This is a genomic window from Paraflavitalea sp. CAU 1676 (assembly GCF_029223285.1).
Lineage (GTDB): Bacteria > Bacteroidota > Bacteroidia > Chitinophagales > Chitinophagaceae > Paraflavitalea.
Window position 1 is genome coordinate 873,296 of sequence record NZ_JARHUJ010000002.1, and the last position, 26,091, is coordinate 899,386.

A 26,091-nucleotide genomic window follows, 5' to 3' on the forward strand; every position below is an offset into this window, starting at 1 on the left:
TGCCGGCTACCTGCCGGGAATCGGTATCTCCATTCCTTAACGGTTCAAAACAATTCAACGATGAAACTTATTGCTTCGATACTCTTGTTATGCCTGCTGTCGTTCCACCATTCCACCCTGGCCCAAACCTGGTCGGAAGTAGGCCCTAAAGCGTTCCCCACCAATATCTCCGGACAAATACATGGCATCGGCCGCGTATGCCAGCTTAAATTTCACGCCACCAATGCCAACCGGTTATACGCCGTAAGTGCCTCCGGTGGCCTATGGATCAGCAATGACGCCGGCGCCAACTGGGTGCGCACCGGCAGCGATACGCAAATACCACAAGGCAGCTCCGCTTCGGTGTGCATCGATTATACGAATGATAATATCCTCTATCTCTCCAGCGGCGATCCCAATTACTACGGTAATGGCTTCGGCATCTGGAAAAGCACCGATGGCGGTACCACCTGGGCTGCTTCCAACGCCGGCATCGGCAACAGGATGGCCCTGGAAATACTCATGAGCCCCACCGATCACAATACCCTCATCGCTGCTACCACCGATGGCATCTGGAAATCGACCGACGCCGGCGTTACCTGGACCGTCAAAAAAAGCGGAGGTGCTTTTAAAGACATGATCTATAAATCCGGTTCCTCCACCATCCTGTATGCAGCAGACAATGCCAGCTTCTGGCGATCGGCCGATAACGGCGAAACCTGGAGCCAGATCACCAGCGTGGCGCCTGCCGCAGGAAATGGAGGCCGCATCGCCGTATCGGCGGCCAACACCAATGTGGTCTACGTTGGCTTTATCGGGTCTAACAACAGTGTGGGAGGTATCATTTACCGGTCTACCGACGGCGGCCTGAACTTTACCCTGCGTAAGGGAGATGTGTCGCCCAACCTGGTAGGTTATGATGCCGGCTCGGGCGGACAGGGCAACTACAATTTTACCATCTTTGCCGACCGCGCCAATGCCGATATTCTTTACCTGGGCGCCCACTGCAACTGGAAAAGCACCGATGGCGGTGCTACCTGGACCAAACTCACCAGCTGGTGGGAGAAATGCCATACCGACATGCACCACATCGTTACCTCGCCCTACAACAACAGCCGCTTATTCAATGCCAACGACGGCGGTGTCTTTTTAAGCACCGATGGCGGTGTAAGCTGGTCTCCCTCGGCCAATGGGTTAAGCGCTACAGAGATCTATCACATGGGCAGCAGCAAGCTGTCGCGCAACATCATCGGCATTGGCACACAGGACAATGGCGAACTGTATTACAACGGCACCACCTGGTATTGCAACCGCGGGGGCGACTGGGGTTCGAAATACGAATTCGACTACGCCAATACCAATGTCGCTTATTATATAGAGAATGCCACACGCCGCGATCTCGTGCTCAATGGTGGTTCTACCGGCATTGGTCTAAGCGTACCGTCGAATAATGATGTATATGCCGTAACGGCCCTCAATACGAGCCTCGCATTTGTGGGACAGGCTACCGCGCTCAGGCGCAGCACCAACCTGCTGACCGCTTCCCCCACCTGGAGCAACCTTGCCACCTTTACCGCCAATATCAAGGCCATTGCTATTGCACCCGACAACAACAACGAAGTATACGTGCTGACCAGCGATGCCAAACTGTATTACTCCAGCAATGCAACAGCAGGCAGTCCGAGCTTTGCACAGGTGTCTACCGTACCCAATAGTGCCGCTACCTTTGGCAACCTGCAGGTGATCAACAGCAATACCAGTATCGTGTACGCAACTGCAGGGGCCAAAATTTACCGGTCAACCAATAAAGGCGTAAGTTGGACAGATGTGAGCGCCGCCTTGCCCAGTGTGAATATCATTGACCTGCAGCACGACAAATTCAGCACCAATGAAAGCATCTACATAGCCACCGCCAAAAGCGTGCAATACCGCAACAGCACCACGGGAACCTGGCAAAACATCTCCGCCGGACTTCCCTCTATTGCCAATATCACCAATCTCCGGCTATTCAATACCACCGCCAACAACAGCGTATTGCGTGTATCCTTCTACGGGCGGGGCGTATGGGAACTGCCGGTCAACAACGATGGTTCGGGCAATCAGCCACCAGCAGTAAGCATTACAGCGCCGGTCAACAACAGTAATTTTGCAGCGCCCGCCAACATTAATTTCACCGTGAATGCCACCGATGCCAATGGCACCATTGCCAAAGTAGAATACTACAACGGGGGTGTAAAGATCGGCGAGAGCAGCACCGCGCCTTTTTCATTTACCTGGAACAACGTAGGCATCGGCTCTTACAGTGTAACAGCCTTCGCCATCGACAACGGGAATGCAGGCACCAACTCGGTACCGGTCAATATTTCGGTGAGCGAATCGCAGGAGCCGTGCCACGCCGCCATTCCCCGCACACAATATAGCGTATACCAGTTCGACAGCCAGGAAACCGTCGGCGAAACAGCACCCGCCACCAATGCGATCGATGGCGACAACAACACGGTCTGGCATACCCAGTGGTACAACGCCACGGCTGCTATGCCACACCATATCTCTATCGACCTGGGGGGCACCTATAACCTCACCAAATTGAGGTACCTGCCACGCCAAAGCAGCTCCAACGGGCGCATCAATGCTTACCAGGTACATACCAGTATCAATGGCAGCTCGTGGACCCTCGTGGCGACCGGCAATTTCACCAACACATCCGCAGCGCAGGATGTTGTATTGAGCGCACCGGTACAGTCTCGCTATGTACGACTGACTGCCACCTCCGAAGTAAGCGGCAATGCCTTTACTACCGTTGCAGAACTCACCTTCTTCGGTTGTCTGGTACCTGCCACCTGCACCACCACCAGCATACCGCGCAGCAATTACAGCGTGAACGGGTTCGACAGCCAGGAAACCACCGGCGAGTCGGCGCCAGCTACCAACGTCATCGATGGCAATAACGCCACCATCTGGCACTCGCAGTGGTATGGATCAACAGCGCCCATGCCGCATTACATTACCATCGACCTGGGTGCCGCCAACCAGCTCACCACCGTAACTTATGTGCCCCGGCAAAGCAGTGCCAACGGAAGGATCAAAAATTACAAGATAGAAGTGAGCGTATTGGGGCAGGCATGGTTTACCGTAGCACAGGGCACCTGGCCCAACAACGCCACTACCCAAACGGTAAGCTTTGGCGCTATACAGGCCAGGTATGTACGATTAACGGCCACTTCCGAAGTAAATAACAACCCCTGGACCTCCGTAGCAGAGTTGTCCTTTGCAGGATGCGGCGCAGCTGCACCGTCGGCGCCTATTGTGTTCAGGACCGTGAAGGGGGACGACCTCGTTTCTTATCCCGTTCCCACGAAAGGTATGGTTACTGTTAAGCTACCTTCTTTACCCGGACGGCGCATCGACCTGGAAGTATTTGACATGCAGGGCAAACTGATGAAAAAAGAGTCGCTGGGGGCAACCAGCCCTACTGTGCAGGTAAACCTGAGCAATATGGCCAGCGGGCAATATATACTGGTGGTAAAAGATGAAAGCGGTACTACTTATACTACGAGACTGCTCAAAGAATAAGCAGCTACCGATCGCAGCATAACGTTATTGAACGTTTGTGCTTTGATTCATTGCACAAACGTTCAATTTCCATTCGCATTACTGATCACGATTTTCGGAATTGATAACACCGGCCCGTATCGTTTATGAGTATTTGTTAGTATATTATGTTTCCAAAACCAAGTCACATGAGAAAATTAACCTTACTCCTCCTGATGGTGGTGCTATGCGGTACTGCCTATTCCCAAACAGACATTTTCACCTTGATGGAAAGAACCGGTTTGCCGCTGCATGTCATTGAGCGGCTGGCGAATCGTTATTTCGACAGCGTAGGCACCGGCAGAGGTACCGGGTATAAACAGTTCCAACGCTGGCTGTATGAAAAGAAATTCCATACCGACGATAAAGGATTTCTCATCGATGCGGAAACGGAAGCCGAGCGCTACAAAGCAGCAAAGGCCATAATGAAGACCCGCACGCAGCAAGCTGCGAGGGGTACGTATGGCACCTGGCTCGAACTGGGCCCCAAAGGCTGGACATACACCAGCGGCTGGAACCCCGGCGTAGGACGTATCACCTCCGTAGCCGTTCATCCTTCCAACCAGAACGTTATTTATGTAAGCTCACCGGGTGGGGGTATCTGGAAAAGCACCAACGCAGGCTCGACCTGGACATCGCTGGTCGATTTTACCTCATCGGCCTGGATGAACATCTTTCATCTTCATATCGATCCCTCCAACCAAAGCAATGTGTACGCAGCCCTGCAGGGTGGAGCCGTCATTAAATCAACCAACGCCGGCGTTAGCTGGTTGGCAACAGGAACCGGCCCTACCTCCGCGAAGAAAGTATTGGTGCATCCTACGAATTCATCTATCGTTTTTGCTACCGGCAGCAACGGTATATTCCGCTCCACTGATGGCGGCACCAACTGGACCACTGTTCATACCGAGGCAAAAGAAGACATCGAGTTTCATCCCACCAATCCCAATATCATGTATGCATCCGGCTCGGGAGGAACAAGCTGTGTATGGCGGTCGACGAACAATGGCGTAACCTGGACGGCCATCACCGTAGCCAACGGTATCACCAACACCGGCCGCACATTGATTGGCGTATCGGTTGCCAATACTGCCGTCGTATATGCGGTGCAGGCAAATGGCAGCCTGTTTGGCAGGATGTATAAATCTACCGACACCGGTAAAACTTATATTACCACTGTAGTAGGCAGCCCGGGCAGCGGCACCAATTATTTTGGCTACGAGACCAATGGCACCGGCACATCGGGCCAGGCTACTTACGATATGGCCATCTGCGTAAACCCTTCCAATATCAATGAAGTGATGATCGGCGGTATCATTTGCTGGAAGAGCACCAATGGCGGCACTTCCTTCGTAGCACAAACCGCCTGGAGTTATCCCAACAGCACGGGCTATAACCACGCCGATGTGCACGCGCTGGAATGGATTGGTACCACCATTTTCTCCGGCAGCGACGGCGGCGTTTATAAAAGCACCAATAGCGGCGGCGACTGGACCGATCTTTCGGCAGGCCTGGGCATCCGGCAATTCTACCGCATCGCCTGCGCCAAAACCGATGCTGATGTTATTACGGGCGGGGCGCAGGATAATGGCTCTTCGTATCGAAGAACAGACAGCTCCTGGAAAGACTGGCTGGGCGCCGATGGCATGGATAATATCATTAGTCCCACCAATGCCAATATATCCATCGGCACATCGCAAAATGGTTCCATTTACAAAACGACCAATGCAGGCCAAACCTATTCCAACCTCACCAAGCCTTCCAACGGCAACTGGGTTACCCCGCTGGTAATGCACCCCACCAACCACAATACGGTGTACGGCGGCTGGACGGGCATTTACAGGTCTGCTAACGGCGGCAGTAGCTGGACAAACATTTCCGGTGGGGTTATCACCGGCATGTTAACCACCCTGGCGGTGGCACCCAGCGATACGCAATATGTGTATGGTTCCATTGGAGCCACGCTATACCGTACGCACAACAACGGCGCTACCTGGGTTACCGTTACTGCTCCTGCCACGATCAACGCCATTTATGTAAGCCCGGTAAATCCCCGGAAAATTTACCTGGCCTGCAACAGCACGACCAACCGGGTGTATGTATCGTCCGATACGGGAAGAACCTTTCAGAATATATCTGCCGGCTTACCAGCGCTTAGTGCGCGATCGGTGGTGGTAGATGACAATGTGCTGGAAGGCATTTATGTGGGCATGAATGTGGGCGTCTATTACCGCGACAATGTCGATACCAATTGGGTAGAACATGCCAGCGGATTGCCCCTGGTAGCCGTGAATGAAGTGGAGATACAAAAATCATCCGGCAAATTACGGGTGGCTACCTATGGCAGAGGCGTTTGGGAAACCAACCTGTGGACGCCCATCCTGGCAGGCACTGTCGATATCACCGACGATGGTGGCATACTGGATGCGCAATATACCAGCGGCTCACCGGCAGGCGAAGAGTTTACCAAAGTGATCGATAACAACAATGCCACCAAGTACCTCACACCCAATTGCTCGGCCTGGATACGCTACACGGCCACGAACAATTATATACCCAAAGGCTATAGCATTGTATCGGGCAACGACTTCCCCGATAGGGACCCGAAGAACTGGACCTTGCAGGCATCTACCAATGGCAGCACCTGGGTAACACTGCATACCGTTACCAATGAGTTCTTCCCTGGTCGCGGGCAGGAAAAGGTGTACACCTTCAACAATACCAATACCTACAAATATTACCATATTACTTTCACCTGCAAAACAGGCAGCACCCTCCAAGTAGCAGAGCTGAAGATCTATGGCGTGCAACAGCCATCTCTGCTGGCCAGGGGATCCACACAGCCCAGCGAGATCGTCGTAGCGCAAAACGAGGCATTGGCAGCATCCGGCATCAAAGCATTCCCCAATCCGGTATCGGGCAGATTAACGATCACCGGATTGAAAGATGCCCGCATGATCGCTTTGTACGACATACATGGTAAGCGCCTGAGGACGGAGCGGGTAGCAGGAACTACTAAAGAACTGGATATGCGCAGATTTGCGACAGGCACTTACCAGTTGATCATTACAGGCCATGACCAGCAGCAAACCAGTATCAGGATTGTAAAGCAATAACAAACAAACCACTCAATCAACGACATGAAATATTATCTGCTCATCCTGGCAGCAGGATTGTGGGCGCCCGTCTATGGCCAGCAAACATCTGCCGACACCACCGGATTATTGGAAGAAGTGATCGTGACAGCCAATAAATTCCCTGAAAATAAAAAGTACGTGGCGCAGCAAACGATCGTGATCGGCAATAAAGAGATTGCCGGGTCGCTCTCGAACAATACGGCCGGACTGCTGGAGCAATCCGGAAAGGTATTTGTGCAACGAAGTCAATTGGGAGGGGGAAGCCCCGTCATCAAAGGATTTGAGGCGAGCCGGATTGTGCTCGTGGTGGATGGCGTGCGGATGAACAATGCGATTTATCGTACAGGGCATTTGCAGAACGTGATCACCATCGATGATGATATACTCGAAAAAGTAGAGATCTATTCCGGCCCGGCCTCTACCATCTACGGTTCCGACGCATTGGGAGGCGTGATCTATTTTCAAACGAAGCAACCGGAATTGGGCCAACTGCGCACCCAGGTATCTTCCCGTTACAGCAGCGCCATGAAAGAGTTTACAGGCCATGTGGATGTAAATGTGGGGACGCGCCGGTTTGCCTCGCTCACATCGTTCAGTTACAGCAACTATGGAGACCTGCGGCAGGGGAGTCACCGAAGAAAAGAATACGGCGAACTGGGGTTGCGCAGGCAATATATTACACCGATCAACGGCATCGATTCCATTATACAAAACGACAATGTCAATCTTCAAAAGTTCAGCAACTACCGCCAGTACGATCTGCTGCAAAAATTCCTGTGGCAGCCGCAGACCGGGCAATCACACGAATTGAACTGGCAATATAGCAATAGCAATGATATACCACGGTACGACCGTTTAACGGACGTGAGGAACGGTAAACTACGGTGGGCGGAGTGGTACTATGGGCCGCAGGAACGATTGATGGCATCGTATCAATTTAATACCCAACACCTGCAGGGCTTCTTTGATCAGCTGAGAACGGGCGCCAGTTACCAGCACATAGAAGAAAGCCGGATGCAGCGAGCCTACAGAAACCCATTACGCGAGAACAGGATAGAGAAAATAGACGTATGGGCATTGAACCTCGACCTGCACAAGACCGCCGGAAATCATGACCTGAGCGTGGGCGCCGACGGTCAGTTCAATTTCCTTCGTTCAACCGCCTTTAACTACAATGTAGCTTCGGGGGCCAAAACGACCGGTATCACCACCCGGTACCCCGACGGAAAGAACAATATGAACTATGCCGGCATCTACGCACAACATGCGTACAGGATTGTACCAGGCAAACTGATCCTTAACGATGGCATACGTTTCAACTACAGCAGCCTCGATGCTAATTTTAAAGATACCTCGTTGCTGCACCTGCCGTATACGAAAGCAACGCAACGTCATTTAACGTATAGCGTCAATGCAGGATTGATCTGGTTGCCCGACGCAGGCAGCAGGATCTCGTTGAATGTCTCCACCGGTTTCCGCTCGCCCAATATCGACGACCTCGCCAAAGTGTTTGAATCTGCCGGCGGCGTGCAATTGGTGGTGCCCAACCCCGACCTCAAGCCGGAGCATACCTGGCAGTTTGATCTTGACCTGAGCAAACGATGGGGGAAATGGCTGGAGCTGGAAGCAAATGCTTTTTATACGATCTTCCGGGATGCCGTAGTGATGGACAGGTTCACGCTGAATGGAGCGTCCAGTATCCTGTATGATGGGAAAATGACGCCTGTTGTAGCCAACCAGAATAAAGCCAAGGCATCGTTGTACGGCGTTCAGGGAGCAGTAAGTCTGCGGCCCGCGCCCTGGCTCAACCTGTATTCTCACCTCACTTTTACCCATGGGCGCTATGAGCAGGCCGGTAAAGCGGAAGTGCCCCTCGATCATATACCGCCGGTATTCGGGAAAACGGGCATTAAGGCCGGTTACAAGATCCTGGAGGCCGAAGTCTATATGCTCTACAACGGAAAGAAGGAACTAAAAGATTACAATCCTTATGGAGAAGATAACCTGCAATACGCCACCCCCGAAGGAATGCCTGCCTGGCAGATACTGAATATAGCTGCCAGTCTGCACCTGCCCGGACAATGGACCTTGCAGTGCGCTGTTGAAAACCTGTTCGACCAGCATTACCGCGTATTCGCTTCCGGTATCAGCGGCGCCGGCAGGAACCTGGTGGTGAAGGTGAAAAAGTCATTTGGTGACCCTGAACCCAAACGACGCAGGACAGAACCTTAGCGTATCTCTACTTAACAACATAGGTAGTTCCACGGTAGGTGATACTGAAAATATTAAGAAGCTTTACTAACCTCGTACCTTGTTTATCGAAATAATCAACTACCCCCCTTTGAAACTGTGTTTGCAGAAATCCAGTTCCTGCCCAATCGCTTATTCTTTTCATGCAATAATAGATCGTATTAAAATGGACTGCTATGACCAGGGAAGTCACTTGTTATATTACCAATAACACGTCTCAGCAAATCAATCTCTTGAACACCAACCTTCAGCATGGTGAATTCAACAATGGAGGGATCAGCCCGCAAACGATTAGCCTAAATGCTGCTGATCAGGAAGTTTTTTACGCGCATAAAACTACAGGATCGGTGTATGGTGTAACCGGGTCGGTTACTTATTCTTTGCCAGATCAGACGCAGATGCAGCTTACTTTCAATTGCCCATTTGCGTCGCAGGGCCCTAACGGCAATTCCAATTGCTGGTTTTATGCGGGATTGCTATTGAACGGTAATTCCTGGACATCTTACTTTCTCACCTGCAGCGTGTTGATCGATGGCCAACCTATGAGTGACGGATTGCCTATCGATGCCTCGTCCGTTGTTGCCAATATAACTATTAATACCAATTAACTTTCCTGACATGGCAGAACCTATATCGGGCCCAGCGAGTATTACCGTAAATGTTACCAACAACACGGGCGGCTGTATCACTTTTAACACGTTGTCTTTTCTATCCGGCAACAATGAGTTTAGCCCCTCGGGCTATCCCCCCATCGTACTCAATACGCTCCAGGCAGGAGGCAGCGCCACGATCTTCTACGCAAATTCCCTGTCAACCTTAATTTTCGTCGGACAGGGCACGCAGGAACAAAATGCTAATCCTATTACAAAAGGTACGGCTACTTTCAACCTGCCGAACGGTTACCCACTGACGATCGATTGGGACCTGGACGCGTCTCAGCCCGAGAGTCCAACGCCAACTATTTCTTCTACCACAACCGATTATGCGTTCACCGGCCTTACGGATCCGGTTAATGAAGGAAGTACCTTCATTTTCAATGTGAGCATCTCAGTGCAGAGCTAATCAGGAACCATGTCAATCAATACATCGAACTGCTGCCGCATGCTGCTTTTCTTAGGGGCGTGCGGACTCGTTACTATTGCCAATGCTCAGCCAAAGAAAACCGTCCCGCACACCTCAACCATTTACAGAGGCCGGGTAAATGGTGATTTCTCTTACAATGCCAACGGCGCTGCCCAATACACCATTCCGCTTCAAATACCCCCTGGTACGGCAGGGGCTCAGCCAGACCTTACCATCACGTACAGTAGCCAAAACAGTAATGGCCTGCTCGGTATGGGTTTTTCTTTAACCGGCTTGTCGGCTGTAAGCCGTACCCGGGCTTCCATAGCAGAAGATGGTTTTGCAGGGGGCATCAATTACGATTCCTGCGACCGGTTTTCGCTGGATGGAAATCGTATGATGAATACCGATCCGGGTGCCGCGACTTATGCTTCGCCAGGTTCGGTATTTATGACCGAACTGCAAACCTGGACAAAACTACAGGCATTCGATAGCTTGGGCAGTGGACCGGCTTATTTCAAGGCATGGCTTAAAAACGGTGCGACTGCCAGTTATGGCGCTACGGCAGATGCCAGTGTTGAGGCCCAGGGGCCTCGTTTTGTTAACGGCCCGCTTACGGGATCTATTAAGAATTGGCTCATCGATCAACTGACAGATCGCAACGGGAATACCATTCGATACACCTATAGCTATTCGCCCACCAATTTAACAGGTAATTTGTTGACGGGTAGTTCAAACAACAGTACTGCCTACCCCAATGCCATATACTACAGTGGAAACCTGTATACCTCATCCAGTGAGCAAAGAAAGATCCAGTTTTATTATGAACCGAGGCAGGACACTTTGTTGTATGGTAGCGGCGGAGCCGAAACGTCGGTGTATTTGCGCTTAAAGGCCATCAGGACCTTTGTTGTGATCGCCAATGATACCGTACCGGTATCGACTTATCTGTTAGGCTACGATAATACGAATTCCGACAAAGTAAGCCGTGTCACATCCATCTACCGGGTAGGGCAGAGGGGCGATTCCACCGTGCCGTTATCGTTTAAGTGGTCGGATGGACCCGATGGTTTGGTGCAGGCGCCCGGTCAATGGACAGGGCCTGGCGCAGCTACCGGAGGATACGTTGCCGACTTAAACCGTGATGGTAAAACAGATCTGATACCTGCTCAGCAAAACATGATCAATGCCATCTATTTATCGACAAGCCGGGGATTCTCCCAAGTTTCATTAAGTCAGCCGTTGCTGGTTAATAAGACCAGTTACCTCGCCGACTATAATGCTGATGGCTATCCCGACTTATTGGTGGCCACCGGCGGAGCCGGCAATATTTATTATGGCAACGGTGCGGGTTTTGCTCCTGGCGTTGCAGTGAACGGACTGCAAATAGACCCTGCTTGCACCAATTGTACCTGGACGGCCGATTTCAATGGAGATGGCAGGGCCGACGTGCTGACAGTTTCCGGTAACCTGACCACGCTACACCTGGCAGATACCGTAAACTTTCTTCCTCCCATCAATATCAGCGGCCTGTCATTGACCCCATCGCAGATATGGGTGGCCGATTTCAACGCAGACGGGCAGGCAGACGTTTTGTCTACCGGCGTGAATGCCGGTAACCTGTATCTGTCGGATTTTTCACATTCGGGGAGTTTCAGGCCTGTCATTGCTACCGTGTCCATGAATGTGAGCCCACAGCCTGCCAATAACCTCGTGGCCGACTTTAACGCCGACGGCCTGGCAGATATACTCACCCATGTAAATAACCTGTACAGTCTCTATTTATCGAACGGGTATGGTTTTGATTCAGCGCGTTCTATCACCAACGTTAACCTCAATATCAGTCAAAACTGGCTGAGCGATTTTAATGGCGATGGCTGCATGGATTTTTACGCGTTGATGGGCGATTCCGCCGCTATTTATTATTACTACGGAACCGGTTTTACCCGCCGTAATGCGTCGTCTCCAGCCTTGATCGCTACTGGTACCTGGTCGGGCGATTTTAATGGTGATGGCATTGCCGACTTATTTGCAGCCAACACCAATACCATGTACTTTGGTGCGGGTACCCAATCGGCAGAGCCCGCACTGGTTAACCAGGTGCCTGGTTTACTTACCCGGATTGACAATGGTATACATGGCTCCATTAAATTTGAATTCCGGCCCATGTCCGATTCCCTGATCTACCGCCCGACCGGCATACAACAAGCGAGCGGATTGGAAGGACTTAGTACACAGAATAATTTTAATGCCGTGCCGCTGTCTCCGGTGCAGGTAAGCCAGTATCCATATGTTCAAACACAGAATTCGCTGTATTTGCTGGCCGCCTATCGTCTTTCCGATGGTTACCATGACAGTTATCACTATAAATTCAATTACCAGGGGTCGCTGCAGGATCTTGACGGGTACGGGTGGCTGGGGTTTTCATCAGTCACCGAAGTTGACAGCGCCGCCAACAATATTTTCCAAAACAACTACCTGCAACCTTACCCATTTACCGGAAAAAAAGCTTCGAAGGTCAAAACGGATCTCAGCGGCCAACTGCTTCGCGTGGTGCGTAACCAGTACAGCAGTTCGAATAACCCGGTTTATAGTGGTTCTCCCGTTTACCAGGTTACGCAAAGCCAGGCAAGGCAGGATTTTTATGAAAACGGCGCGTTTGCCTTTACGCTCGGTACCAATTACGGCTATGATCGTTTTGGCAATGTCGTCCGGGAGGCCCTGTTGAATGATACCTCCGAACCCCTCAATACGATCTATACCAACTCCATGTATGTGAACGATACCCTGGGTTGGCATATCGGGTTTACAAAGTCGTCTGTTAAATCGCCCGATAGCCTTGGCGCAACGCCGCTGCAGCAATCGGCATTTCAGTATGATACGGTAAGGTATAACCTGCTGGCAGAAAACCAGTGGCTCAATACCAATAATTCCTGGCTATCGCATCAATACCAGTACGATGCCTATGGCAACCGGAGCTGGCAGGTGAATGAATCGGGCGACACCACCTGGATGTATACGGATTCTATCTATCACAGTTTTACCGATAAGGTCGTTTCTCCGCCCGATGCATCGGGCAAGCGGCTGGTGATGTATGCAAGATTTGATCCGGCTTTTGGCGTTATGACGCAATCTGTGGATGCAAATGGCAACCTCTTTACCATTGGGCTCGATCAATTTGGCCAGGATAGTTTGCGCACCGGGCCTGCGCCATCGGGAACGCAAAAAGTGATCACCCGGGTGATCTATCAATTGCGGGATACCGCAGGATTTATAGTGCGGTCGTTGTCCAGGAGACATTGGGAGGGGAATAGCTGGGATTCTACCTATAAAATCTATGACGGTTTGTCGCGGGAAATTGGCTATGGCTGGAGGGGAAGCCAACAGCAGGCAGTTTTTGAGAAAAAAGAGTACAATAGCAATAACCTGGTTACCCGCCATAGCTTACCTTATTTTGCCGGCGCAAAACCGAAATGGGTTACCAATACCTACGACCCGAACCAACGAATACTTACCACCAGGATCCCCTTCACGGATAGTGCCGATGTAACAACCCAATATGCCTATAGTGGGAAGCAGATCAGCATGACCGAAGCGGCCGGAACAAAAGAGGCAGCACAGAGCAGCCGGGTTTTTGATTACTTCAATGGCAACCAGGCCATCGTTCAGGTGAAGGATGCCAACGGTTTGTTGACGGTGCTGAACTATGATCTGCTGGGCCGCCTTTCCATGGTGACCGACCCCGGGAAACTTGTCACCGGTTATGGCTATAATTCTATTGGTGACATGGTCAGTTTATCAAATCCTGCTTCCGGCAATACAGCCGTACTCTATAATTATGCAGGGCGGCAGCGAACCGTTGTTATGAACGCCGGTGATAGCATTTGGCTGGAGTACGATGCACTGAATCGAAAAACAGCCTGGTATAGCCGGTCAGGGGCCTATTATTATCAGTATGATCTTGCCGGGTCCCAAAACGGAAACGCCAACCTGTGCAGGGTATACATGCCTGATAGCAGTTGTTATTATTCTTTTGGGTACAATGCATTTGGTCAGCTTACCAACACCCGAATGCATATTGCCGGTAAGGTATTTGATCAAAAGATGCGCTACCTGCCGGATTTGAGTCCCGATCATTTGATCTATCCCGACAGTTCGCAGTTGACGTATCACTATTATCCCTATGGTTTTCTGGAGAAGGTGAAATGGAAGCAAAAACTTCCCCATGCGCAAAGCGAAAAGGAGATATTCCGGTTGAATAAATTCGATGCAGCAGGAAACATCACCAACATGGTGTATGGCAATGGTGTTAGAAAGATTGCCGGATTTTATCCATTTGGGATACTCAAGGCGTACCAGGTGCTGTCGCCTTTCGGTATGCCGGTCACCAGCATGAAATACCGGTGGAACTTTCTTCATCAATTGAGCGGCATTGAAGATCAATTGGATCATAGCAAATCCGAACACTATCACTTTCAGCCCAATGGTCAGCTCGACAGTGCCCGGGGACCTTATGGGCTGGAGACATATAGCTATGACTCCTCCGGCAGTTTGGTGCAAAAAGGGGCCGACCAGTTTATCTACAACAATTACCAGGTTCAATCGGGCATGCGGGGAGGCAAAACGTTCTTTAACCTGACCTATGACGGCAATGGTAACCGTTATCAATTAACCAGGACCGACAGCAGTAGTCCGGCTACGACCCGCTATGTCTTTGACAATTGGAACCGGCTGAAGGCGCTTGTGTCCAATGCCGATACGATCTTTAGGTTTACGTACGATATGCAGGGTCGACGATTAAGCAAAACGGATGTCCGTTCCGGGACCACCACCTACTATATATCGCCCCAATTTGAATGGAATGCAGGAAGCCAACGCAGCTCCCAGACCGCCTATATATCGACGGGAGGAGGGAGAGTGGCAGAGATATCCAGCAGTTATCCTGCCTTACCGGCAGCAAAAGGGAAACAATATAGGATCTCCGATGGCCTGTTTTATTACCACCAGGATTTTCTTAATAACACGAAACAGGTAACGGATGCCACCGGGAAAACGCGGTACAAAGTTTCTTATAAGCCCTATGGAACACAGTACGGGGAAAGCGGTAAAAACCTGGTACGTTACCATTTTGGCGGAAAGGAACTGGATGAAAGCGGTCTTAATTATTTTGAGGCGCGCTATTACGATACACTGACCGGTAGGTTTATATCGGCCGACGACCGTACGGGTGGATCTCTTGGAATGCCGGGCATCTATAATCGCTATGCGTATGTTTCCAATAATCCGGTCCAGAACATGGATCCTACCGGTCACTTTTTAAGTACTGTAGCTATTAACGTGCTAATGGGGATTGTGGATCTCGCAGATCCGGAGGGAGCCCTGGCCCTTACCGCCATCGAACAAGACCTGACCTGGCATGAATTGGAGAATATGGGTCGTCACGAAATCGGCCACGATTTTTACAATGAACTTAGAGCTACTTCGCTCCACGCACCGCAGGAAATGCGTGGAACGTACAGAGAGGCATACATGGCGCAGCGGGCGATCTTGCACGATATAGCCAATCTCCCCGTTGCGCCAATGGATCACGGTTACCTGAATGTAGCCAGATATGGGAGAGATGCCTTTGGAACCAGGGTGTTTTTTAATACCGCGCCAAATAATTTGGAGGCCGAAATATTGACCAGGAACATAGGGTTACATAATCCCGGTAACATTTGGCTGCACAATATAGAGGAGGTAGGACAGGCGATCAACACCGGCAACCAGTTCAAGTTTACGCTTTCGACAGAGGATTTCAGGATCAAGATTAGCAATGATTTTATGACTCACGCGGCGCTGGAAGGCAATGGCGGGCCAGTGTATACAGCCGGGATGGTACAGCGGGTGGGCAATGTATTAAGGGTGCTGAATCACAGCGGACATTATCGACCAACCCTGGAGTCTTTACGGATGGCGGATGCCTGGTGGAATGTGATGAGACAAAATGAGGATTTGCAATTTCAAATTATCGAGCATGCACTTCATAACTAAATCACTTCCCGTACAACGGCTTCCGGTCATAGGGCGTGGCGCCCATGGAGTAGCCTTGGATGCAGGAGCGGCCGTGCTTAAACTCACCAACAGTGAGAAAGAATATGCAGCAGCGTGTCGGCTCATGGAAGAAACTCCGTCATGGTCATGTCGCATCTTCGATACCTGGCGCTATCAAACTGACATGTATGGAGTCTTAAAGGAAAAGGTAACTCCGGTTAAATTTGGAACCAGCTATCCATCAGACGAAGGTTGTTTTCATGGTATGCCCTGGCATGCCGGTGAATTTGAAAACCTGGCGAGTTGCCCGGCGGAGTACAATGGAGAGCCCAGACGGCATCTGGGGAACCGTGTTTTCTCTATTCAGCGGCTGGAAGCCGAAAAAATAGATTTTCTGGCATCTCTTTACCCAAGTGAAAATGAGCAGGCCTGTTTTCGCTGGTTTGTGAACGCATTCTGGCAGGTAAAAGAGGCCGGCTATGCCACGGGCGATCTCTGGTCCAACATCGCCCGGACGGATGCTGGAACATTTGTGTTCTATGATATCATGCTGTTGTGATCATTACCGTATCCTCAACTCTTCAAACTTTCTCCCCAATCCATCCCAACTTATCATCAATTAGTGCATCTTGCGCCCAAATGGGGGTAATAGGAATTATCTTGCCCCCCGCGCGCGAGACATGGCATGGAAACTTCCTCAATATAGTGGCAAAGATTACTTCGTACTGGCTTTGTGCGTGGCACCCTTTGCCGTGATCATCAACGCCCTCATGCTGGGCACCCGCTATTTTACCGACTACAGGATCCTGCTGACGGCCACTCCGCTCGCCGCCGCCGATTTTTCGATCGGCTTCGTACTGTGCTGCATCATCGGCGTGTGGCTGCGCCGCCAGTACAAGCAGGAAGAAGGCATCAGCCACCGGATGCTCGTCATGATCGCCCTTTTCATGGTCATGACCGTCATCTTCCTCTTCATGCTGTTCAAGGTCTATGAGCAGATTGCCCTTTATCAATACCATTTCGACCTCACCGACTTTGTTTGGGCCTGCATCGGTACCGGCATCTTCGTCATCTTCATCACCTTCGTGCTGGAAGGTATTGCCCGCTACGAGATCTGGAAACTCAAGATGGAGGAGAACGAACAACTCAGCAGGGCCAGCACGCAAAACAGGCTCCAAAGCCTCAAAAGCCAGGTGAACCCCCACTTCCTGTTCAACAGCCTCAACTCCCTCTCGAGCCTCATCGATGAAGACGAAGACAAAGCCGAGAAGTTTCTCGATGAAATGAGCAAAGTATATCGCTACATGCTGCGCAATGAAGAAGGGGAGATGGTGACCCTCAGCGCGGAACTTCGCTTTATCAACTCTTATTACTACCTGCTGAAAACAAGGTATGGCGATGGCCTGCAGATCGTCGTTGATGCAGGTAACGAACAACTTCACCAATGGCTGCCGCCGTTGACGCTGCAAACCATTGTCGAAAATGCCTTCACCCAAAACGTGATGACCCGCCAGCATCCGCTGCGCATCGACATCACGACGACCAATAATACCGTGATCGTGCGCAACAACGTGCAGCCCAAACTCAGGACCAATGAACACGATACCGAAACCGGCATCGACAACCTCGTAACCAGGTATCAATTGCTGCACCAGGCCCAGATCGACATTACCGACAACGACCAGGAGCGGATCATCCGCCTGCCCCTGTTCGATCATCAACAGGAGGTGCCCCTATGAGCCTGAAACCCTTACCTCGGCTGAAGCTATACACCTTCCTGCTCTCTATGCCGGTGATAGACCTGGCGATCAACCAGATACTGTACGGCGCCCGGCTCTGGAGCGAGTGGCGCATATGGGCGCTTTCGTTTCCGCTGGTCTTTGTTTTGGGTGGCCTCTCCTGGTATTCCCGCATCACGGCTTCAGGTAGGATCGACAAACGATTTCCGGAACTTGACCAAACCTGGAAACGCCTGCGCTATAAAATGTTGCTGAGCGTACTGTCGATGATGACCTCCGTAACGGTGGTGCTTACGCTCTACAGCCTCTTGCACATTCATGGTTATCATTTCCGTCCGGCCGATGTATGGAAGGGAGCGATCCTGGCCCTTTCCGTAAATATTCTGTTTGAGACCCTCTATGATGCCGACCATGCGATTGCCCGCTACAAAGCGGCGGAAGAAGAAAAAGAAATGCTGCGGCAAGCCAATTTCCGGGAAGAGCTGGACGCCCTGAAGAACCAGGTGAACCCCCACTTTCTGTTCAATTGCTTCAATACGCTTTCGTCACTGATCCACGAAGACAAGCCACGGGCCGACCGCTTCCTGAATGAACTCAGTAAAGTATATAGGTATTTGCTGAAGAATAACGAGGTAGGGCTCAGTACCGTAGCCAGTGAACTGCGTTTTGTGGACTCGTACTTCCAACTGCTGCAAACCCGTTATGGAGAAGGTATACAACTACAGGTGGAGCCCGATGCCCGCTATACCAACTGGCTGCTGCCTTCGCTGAGTCTGCAATTGCTGATCGAAAATGCCGTCAAGCACAACATCGTTTCCAAAACACAACCCTTGCTCATCCGACTATATTTCCGCGACAGCCGCCTCATAGTAACCAACAACCTCCAGCGCCGTATGGCCAAGATGCCGAGCAGCAAGATCGGCCTGCGAAACATTCAACTCAAGTACGCGTTGCTCCAATACCCCAGCTTTACACTCACGGAAACCGAAGGTGCCTTCACCGTGAGTCTGCCCCTGTTGCCCGAACAACTGGGCCTGGCCCTGGGCAGTCAGAAAAAATAATTGTCCTCTTTCGGAGCATTGGAGAACTTGTGTATATTTAGGAGTTGGTGGCTATGCAGATGGAACATTCGAAGAAACATAATAAGACAATACAGACAGTTTTCTGGACAGCAGTCATATCCTCCTGGGTGATGTTCCTGTTTTTCTTTTCCATTCCGTTCGGCCTTTTGATCTGGATTGGTGCATTGATTTGTTTGTTCATCAAAAAAAGCAAGCTCAAATGGTATTTACTGCTGATATCTTCATGGACACTTATACCCGTTTGGAGTTTTGTATCTGGGACTAGAGACTACTTTCAAGGTAATGCAGCTATTGAAACTTTCGGACTGCCAGGTAGAGAATTTTATAACCTTGACCCAGACTTAAGAGTATGGAATTCTACTTCCGGTTGTATTGTTATGGGGTTTGAACCGTTTACACAAATACCGAATAATTTAGCCGTAAGGTTTTGGACATCATTGCTAGGGATACAGAAAGGAGCTTACACAGGGGCTTACCCGACAAAGGAGCAGGCAAAAGAAATGGTAAGCAATGGCGAACAGGCAAGTGTGTCGAAACAGGTTGATGTTTACGTTCTTTCCTATAAGAACCAATATTTAACTTTGCGATCGCATCATTATAGTGACATAGTCGTGCTTCAAAAAACTTCGACTGTAAGAGCTACTGTTGTCAATAACGAATGCTTGCTAATAGAAACAACACCTGATAGCACTCAACGAGTAATCATGCTTGCCGAAAAAAGCAACGGAAGGATATTTGCAAGGTATTATGAGAATCAAACACGCTAATGTGTAAACACCGCCACACCATGCAATTTACGGTTGACCAATTAACAAAGAACATAACCAACGTCGACATCAGTGAAATACTCACTTGCTGGCGTTGGAAGGTGGCAGACATGAAAGCTGTAGTTTCCATTTCGTGCCTGGGCGACATTTTCTTTTTGGGGAATGATGACAATCTATACTGGCTTCAAACGGACACGGGCGACCTCACGAAAATTGCCAACTCGATCGAACAGTACCAACAGTTCCTGGGCGACGAAGAGAAGATTGACAATTGGTTTCTTCCCTTGTTTATTGGAGAACTGCAATCCGCCGGGAAGACCTTACAGGAAAACGAAGTTTACAGTTATATAAAACCTCCCGTTTTAGGCGGTGAATATTCAATCGACAATATTGAAGTGACCGACATGAGTGTCCATTTTGCTGTAACCGGACAAATATATGAGCAGATCAATGATCTGCCGGACGGAGCTCGCGTTAAAATCAAATTCGAATAGTGAAATTGTGTCGCATAACTACTTAATTTCAATTAAACCATAAAAGTGATTCAAAAACAAATATTTACTTTTCTTCTTTTGCTATCGGCAACATTGTCATTTGCCCAGGATTCGGGAATACAAAAAAAGTTAATAGGAAGTTGGATTTATAATGGACTCGAATATCCGGAATCTCTTGACCTAACTGATAAAGTCAAACTTGAAAAAGCTGACATGGATAATCGAAATTTGATTTTGACTTTCTCCAACGACGGCAAGTATGTAGTATGGAATAAAACTAAAGGAAAAGACCGTCCTTTCGCAAAAGGTATATTGAAGTTGACCAACAAGGGACGACATCTGAAGATCGATGGATTGGAAGGCGATATCGTGACCATAGACCAGGAGTTTCTTACATTAAGTCACCCTGATCGACCAAATATGAAATTTAAAAGATATACGCCTTAGAGCCTATTTAATCATTAACATATGTCGACCAACCACGAACACAACTGCAATGACAATAAAGATTTCGGCTCCGACATTGAAAAATTCGGCTGGGTAGTTATAATGATTGAGGCAACAGACTATCTGCCTTCCTTCGCTTACACGATCGGACTTTGGAAGAACTACCGTCACCCGGAAATTATTTCGTTCGGACTAACGATCCGGACCTTACACCTAATTCTCAATGATGCAGGAGCCATAGCAAAAGCAGGACAGGCAATAGAGACCGGCAAATCCTATAGCGACTTTTTTAAATGCGGCGAAACTCAATTCTTACAAGTTGACAACAGAAATATTGCCGACTATTTTGGTCAGGCAATAAACCTTTACAATACTGAAGACTTCCCGGCCTTACAACTTGTTTGGACCGACAGAAACGGCAAATATCCCTGGGAAAAAGACTATGAAGAGGAATTTGAGTTCAGACAACCACTGCTTGATAGAAATGCTGACTTCAAGTTCCGTGAGGCAAAAAACCTGGGCATTTTTACGACCCGTCAGTGGTTGGATCTTAAGCGCCCAATTCTTCGGGTGGTGCACGATCACGACGGCGACTGGCAATTCCTGACAGACGACCAAATGCCCGAGGATGCAAGACTAGTTGCATTGGAGCAAATGACCATTCGCGACAAAACGCTCAATGAGGTTTTCAATCTTGACTATGGAGAATCAGCAGAGAGAGAGTACATCGGCGGAGAATGGACTCGTTCAAAAACTGAGGAGGATGAAGAAGAGGAAGTCGAAGAATAAGTGGGCAACCCGAACAACTGGACTGGGCTGCTTCCCAAATCCCTCTTGATTTTTTAAAGACCACATCTTAATTTAGACATCAATGTCAAAACTTGGTTGTGTTTGCGGACACACAATTGCTGATACATCAGACAATATCTCTTACAAAGCTGTATTTTATAGAGATCAGGACCTCAATACGCTATCGGACGAATACGCCTCCGACATAGATTCGTTCATCGAAGCAATAAAAAATAACAGAAGGGAGGACTGGATTAGAGCATATTTTTCTGATCGTTATCCAGTGGACCTACTTAATTCATCTATTATTGTTGATATTATTTCAAAATGCGCCAGGCCTTTCGAGAGCGACATTTATCAATGCGAGCATTGCGGGCGTATAAAAATTCAGGTGCAGGACAAAAACCGGTTTACATCGTTTTTGCCAGAAGACGATCATCATCGGGACATTTTCAAAAGTTTTAGAAAAGCTGGTGACGCAACTTAGTTCGCCTTTTACGAACTGGGCAATAATTTGTTGGGAGTCTACCAGAGCGACAATGAACAATTATAGCCTCGCCCCCGGCAGCCATAAAAGTGATCACCTACCATACAACCCTGCATGGCTATATCAACGGGAGGTGATCCTGAATAACAAATTGGTCGCCGTCAGTTACTCACAACCCCAGAGCAATCCGCTCCGCTTATAATCGCCCATTTTGTAGGTGATGAGGTTTTTGAGGATATGATAGTTCGACCCGCCAAAAGGAGCACGGTTGAAGTTGAGCAGATCGTCGGGATGCATGGCCGTCATCACCGTCATCACTTTTTGGGTATTCCAGGGGTTTACCCAACTGGAGAGCAATGCATAACCTTTACCCTCGTACATTTTTGTCCCGATGACACCTTGTTCGGTGATCTTGACCGGCAGCTGCTGCATCACCTTTTCCACGATCGAATTGCCCGAAGGGGTGCCCACTACAAACAGGTTGTACTGGCTCAGGTCATAGTGCTGAACCTCGGCATCGGTGATCAGGGTTCCTTTGGCCATATTGGGGATGATCTTTACAAAACCTTTGATAAAGGTCTTCAGCCGCGCATCGGCCGCTGTATCGCTTTCGTGCGATGAGAGGATGATCAATACGCTGTCTTTCCTGAATACCTCGGAGATCGTAGGTATCTTGTCGACATCCGGTTTCCGGATAGCTTCTGTAGCAGCCATCCACTGGTCGATATCGGCAGGGGTTACTTTCGTTAGCGCTTCCACAATGCGCGGCATAAAGTCTTCGAGGGTTGGGTAGGTGGCCCTGTTGGCCTCGTATTCCTTCAACGCGTCGAGGATGGGGTACAGGTAGATCCAGCGGCGGCCCTTTTGAGGTCGCACATAGTTCTGCTCCGCAAAAGCTTCCCCAAACTTCTGCGCCGCCAGCCGGCAGGCGATGGCTTCGGTTAGATGTTCTTTAACCACAGCGCCCCAATCGGCATAAGCCTGCGCTTTCATAGATTCTTTGATGGGTTCATGTAAGTGAGAGAGCGCCGCCAATTGATCGGCATAAGGCTGCTTTTCGCAAGCCGGGTTGGCAAAGGAATGACCAAACTCGTGCCAGATGAGGTTGTACAACCTCGACTGATCGAAAGTAGGTATGCGCATATAACTCTTCTGTGGCGCGATCACCGCATACAATTCCCGGCCTTTGGCCGTGCGCATACGGGGACCGAAATTGCCCCAGCCAAAGAAATTGAGGATGAGGTTGAACTGCACCTGCTCCTTTGAGTTTACGCCATAGTAGTTGAGCACCCGTTCCTTTTCTTTGAAATTGTCGAGGTTGAATTGCAGGTTGCGGAGACTGATATTGTAAAACGCTTCATTGCTATTGAAGAATTGTACATAGCTGGTCTCTTCCACAAATTGCTTCATCAACAAGCGGAAAGAATCGAGCTTGCTATCATTGCGCCGTTCGTACACCAGGTCGCTGCGCCATTCGAAAGTATTCGTGAGGTGCAATAAGAACCAGATGGGCGCGTCGATGGTATTGAACAGTTTACCGCTCTTCAGGTTTTGCTCCGCATACACCATTAAGGGATGTGTTTTGTATTTCGATAGCTCCTGGTCTACCTTCAACTTATAGTCGATGTCGACATAATTGGTGAGCGGCATACCAGAGGCCAGTACAACGGCCTGGTACAATTCGATACGCGGATCGACACTGAACTTCACCCCGCCATAGTCGAAACTAAAACTCTTGAAACGCTCCCTTTGACCGGGATCCGAAAACACCGGCCCTGATAATGCCAAACAAAGGGCCATGGCCAGCCAGTTCCTGAAATTGTTCATGCTATACTTTTTTTTGAAAATGAAAAGATGCCGGCATTGGTTGCAGTAATGCCAGTAAGACCGGTCGCAAATGTAGCCGATACACCAGGGCTGAAATTGTAAAAATCATGCATTTTTACCCGCGTGGTATCAGGATCAGTTCGTTTTGCACCAGGGTGGTGATTTGGGGAATGAGGCCCGGATTGTAATCGGCGAACAAGGTGAAGTCTTTGATAAAATGCGATTGATCGTAATAGCCGAGCTCATGCGCCAGGTCGGTAAGGCTGCGATAGCTACGCTGCTGCAGGGCCCGAAGCGCCCGGCGGAACCGGATCACTTTGAGGTATTCTTTGGGCGCCTGACCAACATACTGTTTAAACTGCCGGTATAAGGTGGAAGTGTCTTTGTATTCTGTGGCCGCCAGCGACACCACGCGTGCGTTGGGTTCCTGGCATTCGAGGTGCAACAAAAAGCGGTCTACATAAGGCTGCCGGTTGCCACACTGCAGCGCCTTGCCTAGAAAGCCATCCAGTATCCCTACACGATCATCGGGCTGATCGGTAGCGAAGACTTGCTCTATGAGGTCGTTGGCCAGCCGCCCGAAGATCATCCCCAACACGTCGGTCTCTGGCAACAGCTCCGCATAGGGGATCTTTGTAAATCGTCGCAGACCACCCGCCGGGAAGATCACCGATACCTGGTCCATTTCGCCTTCTACGAGCACATCAAAGGGTCTTTTATGAAAACCCCAGAGGCGGCTATGCACCTGCCTGCCTGGTTGTATTTGGCAATGGTTTTCGGTGGGGGAGAGCTGCCGGGTGATCGTATTGGCCTTGTAGATGGATAAGCAAAGGTTGGCAGCGGGCAAAGACTGGTAGTGGTAGTGTTGAGCAGCCCGTTGGGTAGTAAAGATATAGTACAGGCCCAAATCCTGTAGCGCTTTCACAGCCGGGTACTTGATGATGATGTTCATGGGTTACGAATCGAGCTTCTGTAAGAAATGCCTTGCCTTTGCTGATGAGGGATTGTTTGCCTAATGACAGGCTAAAGTAACAAATGTTGCACGGGTATCCATTTCCAATACGCAAACCGGCTACGTAGTGCGCATCACTGGGTTTCTGTCTTACATACTAAAGATCTTCTCCAGTTCAATGACATGTTTACCGTCGCCCAGTACTTTCGGCGCTTTGGCCATTTTGCCGGCAAGCACATCGGTAGGCATAGGTTTGAACTTCCGGATGATCCCCACGGCATTCAGGAACTTCAACATACCGGCCATCATCCGCTCGGCCACCCGGTCGGAATCTTTCCGCAGTAACAAGCCTGGCTTGAAAATAATGAGCTGATCAAAGGCCAGGCCGGTCATCAGATCTTCCAACTGGCCCTTCATGCGGGAGTAAAAGACCTTGCTGCTGGCGGCGGCACCATAGGCCGACAATAACACGGTGCTGCGCACGCCGTTCTGTTTGGCGATCGCGGCAAACCGGGCGGGTATCTCGTAATCGATCTGCCACTGTTTTTCTTTGGTGCCTGCTGTTTTGAGGGTGGTACCCAGGCAGGAAAACCAAACATCGCCCTTGATGTGGTCCGACACTGCTTCAAGCTGGTCAAAGTTGGTAATGATCTCGCTCAGTTTAGGGTGCTTCAATCCGCTGGCGCGGCGCACAAACAACACCACGGCCGTGTAATCCTTATCTTCCAATAACACCTTAACCAGGTCTTTTCCGGTGGCGCCGGTGGCACCGATGATCAATGCTTTCATTCAATTGGTTTTTAGTCTGCTCTTTTCTTTTGAACTCCTCCGCCAGCTTTCCTGACATTTTCCAAATTTCCCACCATTGCCTCAATAGTGCAAAAATAAACATAGGAGGTTGCTTATGGAATTTTATGGCTGCTGCATCTCATGTCCTTCTTCTACAAACCTCCCTTCCTCGCACAGGTACACGTAGTTATATGCTACATTTTTCTTTGTTTTAACAAAAATTGTGTGGTTATTTTTTGAATATATTATTTTTTCTGATCAACTTTATGACGGTATCGAAAACGTTCATGAACCAACGAAATCCGGCATCAGGCCAAACATATACAACCGCCGGACGCAAAAAATACCCGAATAAGATCAATTAAAAAATAGTTTACTATTTCTTATGGATTCTTTCAAGGGCAGCATCTTATAAATAGGACACCGGTATTCTCTACTTGCACCAATCCTTTTGACTAAAGTTTTACGCGTCTCTTCTTCTCTTCTCTCGCCCGAAGCCGGCAGTTAGCCAGGTTTCAGGCTCATGGCTAAGACTCTCTATTAGTAGCATTTCAGCACAACAGGCGGCCCGCTGCCCATAGGGCATGCAGCACCGCATCTGACCGATGTAATACCATCTGAGTAAACCGTTGCATAAACAGCGGGGTCGCACTGTTGTGCCTTTTT

General features: G+C 49.7%; 17 protein-coding genes. 14 read left to right on the forward strand and 3 right to left on the reverse strand.

Annotated features, from left to right (window positions below; translation table 11 throughout):
- Positions 1 to 60: 60 nt before the first annotated feature.
- The 14 genes from P2H89_RS08180 (at position 61) to P2H89_RS08245 (ending at position 21,857) form a co-directional block, all read left to right on the forward strand.
- Entirely contained in the window at positions 61 to 3,552 is a 3,492-nt protein-coding gene (locus P2H89_RS08180; protein WP_275826124.1) for a discoidin domain-containing protein, read from the forward strand.
- Positions 3,553 to 3,719: 167 nt separating this feature from the next.
- Positions 3,720 to 6,686, forward strand: coding sequence for a T9SS type A sorting domain-containing protein (locus P2H89_RS08185; protein WP_275826125.1), 2,967 nt, complete (start codon positions 3,720 to 3,722; stop codon positions 6,684 to 6,686).
- A gap of 24 nt (positions 6,687 to 6,710) precedes the next feature.
- The gene (locus P2H89_RS08190; protein WP_275826126.1) at positions 6,711 to 8,939 is read left to right on the forward strand and encodes a TonB-dependent receptor; all 2,229 of its coding nucleotides are present in this window, start codon (positions 6,711 to 6,713) and stop codon (positions 8,937 to 8,939) included.
- Between the two features lie 194 nt (positions 8,940 to 9,133).
- Complete coding sequence (locus P2H89_RS08195) at positions 9,134 to 9,565, forward strand: aegerolysin family protein (RefSeq protein WP_275826127.1); 432 nt, start codon at positions 9,134 to 9,136, stop codon at positions 9,563 to 9,565.
- A gap of 10 nt (positions 9,566 to 9,575) precedes the next feature.
- Positions 9,576 to 10,019, forward strand: coding sequence for a hypothetical protein (locus P2H89_RS08200; RefSeq protein ID WP_275826128.1), 444 nt, complete (start codon positions 9,576 to 9,578; stop codon positions 10,017 to 10,019).
- Positions 10,020 to 10,028: 9 nt separating this feature from the next.
- Positions 10,029 to 16,052, forward strand: coding sequence for an FG-GAP-like repeat-containing protein (locus tag P2H89_RS08205; RefSeq protein ID WP_275826129.1), 6,024 nt, complete (start codon positions 10,029 to 10,031; stop codon positions 16,050 to 16,052).
- Positions 16,036 to 16,611 (forward strand): hypothetical protein, encoded by a 576-nt coding sequence (locus P2H89_RS08210; protein WP_275826130.1) that lies wholly within the window; start codon positions 16,036 to 16,038, stop codon positions 16,609 to 16,611. Before P2H89_RS08205 ends, P2H89_RS08210 begins: the two co-directional genes overlap by 17 nt.
- A 121-nt stretch (positions 16,612 to 16,732) precedes the next feature.
- On the forward strand, positions 16,733 to 17,791 hold the full coding sequence (locus P2H89_RS08215; RefSeq protein ID WP_275826131.1) for a histidine kinase: 1,059 nt from the start codon (positions 16,733 to 16,735) through the stop codon (positions 17,789 to 17,791).
- Positions 17,788 to 18,852, forward strand: a complete 1,065-nt coding sequence (locus tag P2H89_RS08220; RefSeq protein ID WP_275826132.1) for a sensor histidine kinase — start codon at positions 17,788 to 17,790, stop codon at positions 18,850 to 18,852. Before P2H89_RS08215 ends, P2H89_RS08220 begins: the two co-directional genes overlap by 4 nt.
- Before the next feature lie 131 nt (positions 18,853 to 18,983).
- The gene (locus P2H89_RS08225) at positions 18,984 to 19,640 is read left to right on the forward strand and encodes a hypothetical protein (RefSeq protein WP_275826133.1); all 657 of its coding nucleotides are present in this window, start codon (positions 18,984 to 18,986) and stop codon (positions 19,638 to 19,640) included.
- A gap of 20 nt (positions 19,641 to 19,660) precedes the next feature.
- Positions 19,661 to 20,134, forward strand: a complete 474-nt coding sequence (locus P2H89_RS08230) for a T6SS immunity protein Tdi1 domain-containing protein (RefSeq protein ID WP_275826134.1) — start codon at positions 19,661 to 19,663, stop codon at positions 20,132 to 20,134.
- A gap of 45 nt (positions 20,135 to 20,179) precedes the next feature.
- Complete coding sequence (locus tag P2H89_RS08235) at positions 20,180 to 20,581, forward strand: hypothetical protein (RefSeq protein ID WP_275826135.1); 402 nt, start codon at positions 20,180 to 20,182, stop codon at positions 20,579 to 20,581.
- 21 nt (positions 20,582 to 20,602) lie between these two features.
- On the forward strand, positions 20,603 to 21,370 hold the full coding sequence (locus tag P2H89_RS08240) for a DUF4262 domain-containing protein (protein WP_275826136.1): 768 nt from the start codon (positions 20,603 to 20,605) through the stop codon (positions 21,368 to 21,370).
- Positions 21,371 to 21,452: 82 nt separating this feature from the next.
- Positions 21,453 to 21,857, forward strand: coding sequence for a hypothetical protein (locus tag P2H89_RS08245; protein WP_275826137.1), 405 nt, complete (start codon positions 21,453 to 21,455; stop codon positions 21,855 to 21,857).
- Between the two features lie 165 nt (positions 21,858 to 22,022).
- Here the strand turns inward: P2H89_RS08245 and P2H89_RS08250 are convergent, their stop codons facing one another.
- From P2H89_RS08250 to P2H89_RS08260, 3 genes are all read right to left on the reverse strand, one after another.
- Complete coding sequence (locus P2H89_RS08250; protein WP_275826138.1) at positions 22,023 to 23,684, reverse strand: DUF4932 domain-containing protein; 1,662 nt, start codon at positions 23,682 to 23,684, stop codon at positions 22,023 to 22,025.
- 115 nt (positions 23,685 to 23,799) lie between these two features.
- Positions 23,800 to 24,636, reverse strand: coding sequence for a helix-turn-helix domain-containing protein (locus tag P2H89_RS08255; protein WP_275826139.1), 837 nt, complete (start codon positions 24,634 to 24,636; stop codon positions 23,800 to 23,802).
- A gap of 150 nt (positions 24,637 to 24,786) precedes the next feature.
- Positions 24,787 to 25,425, reverse strand: a complete 639-nt coding sequence (locus P2H89_RS08260) for an NAD(P)H-binding protein (RefSeq protein ID WP_275826140.1) — start codon at positions 25,423 to 25,425, stop codon at positions 24,787 to 24,789.
- Between the last annotated feature and the right edge of the window lie 666 nt (positions 25,426 to 26,091).

What these genes read in the sequence shown, in the direction of transcription:
- P2H89_RS08180 (WP_275826124.1), top strand. Translation starts at nt 61, where the DNA reads ATGAAACTTATTGCTTCGATACTCTTGTTATGCCTGCTGTCGTTCCAC.
- P2H89_RS08185 (WP_275826125.1), top strand. Translation starts at nt 3,720, where the DNA reads ATGAGAAAATTAACCTTACTCCTCCTGATGGTGGTGCTATGCGGTACT.
- P2H89_RS08190 (WP_275826126.1), top strand. Translation starts at nt 6,711, where the DNA reads ATGAAATATTATCTGCTCATCCTGGCAGCAGGATTGTGGGCGCCCGTC.
- P2H89_RS08195 (WP_275826127.1), top strand. Translation starts at nt 9,134, where the DNA reads ATGACCAGGGAAGTCACTTGTTATATTACCAATAACACGTCTCAGCAA.
- P2H89_RS08200 (WP_275826128.1), top strand. Translation starts at nt 9,576, where the DNA reads ATGGCAGAACCTATATCGGGCCCAGCGAGTATTACCGTAAATGTTACC.
- P2H89_RS08205 (WP_275826129.1), top strand. Translation starts at nt 10,029, where the DNA reads ATGTCAATCAATACATCGAACTGCTGCCGCATGCTGCTTTTCTTAGGG.
- P2H89_RS08210 (WP_275826130.1), top strand. Translation starts at nt 16,036, where the DNA reads ATGCACTTCATAACTAAATCACTTCCCGTACAACGGCTTCCGGTCATA.
- P2H89_RS08215 (WP_275826131.1), top strand. Translation starts at nt 16,733, where the DNA reads ATGGCATGGAAACTTCCTCAATATAGTGGCAAAGATTACTTCGTACTG.
- P2H89_RS08220 (WP_275826132.1), top strand. Translation starts at nt 17,788, where the DNA reads ATGAGCCTGAAACCCTTACCTCGGCTGAAGCTATACACCTTCCTGCTC.
- P2H89_RS08225 (WP_275826133.1), top strand. Translation starts at nt 18,984, where the DNA reads ATGTTCCTGTTTTTCTTTTCCATTCCGTTCGGCCTTTTGATCTGGATT.
- P2H89_RS08230 (WP_275826134.1), top strand. Translation starts at nt 19,661, where the DNA reads ATGCAATTTACGGTTGACCAATTAACAAAGAACATAACCAACGTCGAC.
- P2H89_RS08240 (WP_275826136.1), top strand. Translation starts at nt 20,603, where the DNA reads ATGTCGACCAACCACGAACACAACTGCAATGACAATAAAGATTTCGGC.
- P2H89_RS08245 (WP_275826137.1), top strand. Translation starts at nt 21,453, where the DNA reads ATGTCAAAACTTGGTTGTGTTTGCGGACACACAATTGCTGATACATCA.
- P2H89_RS08250 (WP_275826138.1), bottom strand. Translation starts at nt 23,684, where the DNA reads ATGAACAATTTCAGGAACTGGCTGGCCATGGCCCTTTGTTTGGCATTA.
- P2H89_RS08255 (WP_275826139.1), bottom strand. Translation starts at nt 24,636, where the DNA reads ATGAACATCATCATCAAGTACCCGGCTGTGAAAGCGCTACAGGATTTG.
- P2H89_RS08260 (WP_275826140.1), bottom strand. Translation starts at nt 25,425, where the DNA reads ATGAAAGCATTGATCATCGGTGCCACCGGCGCCACCGGAAAAGACCTG.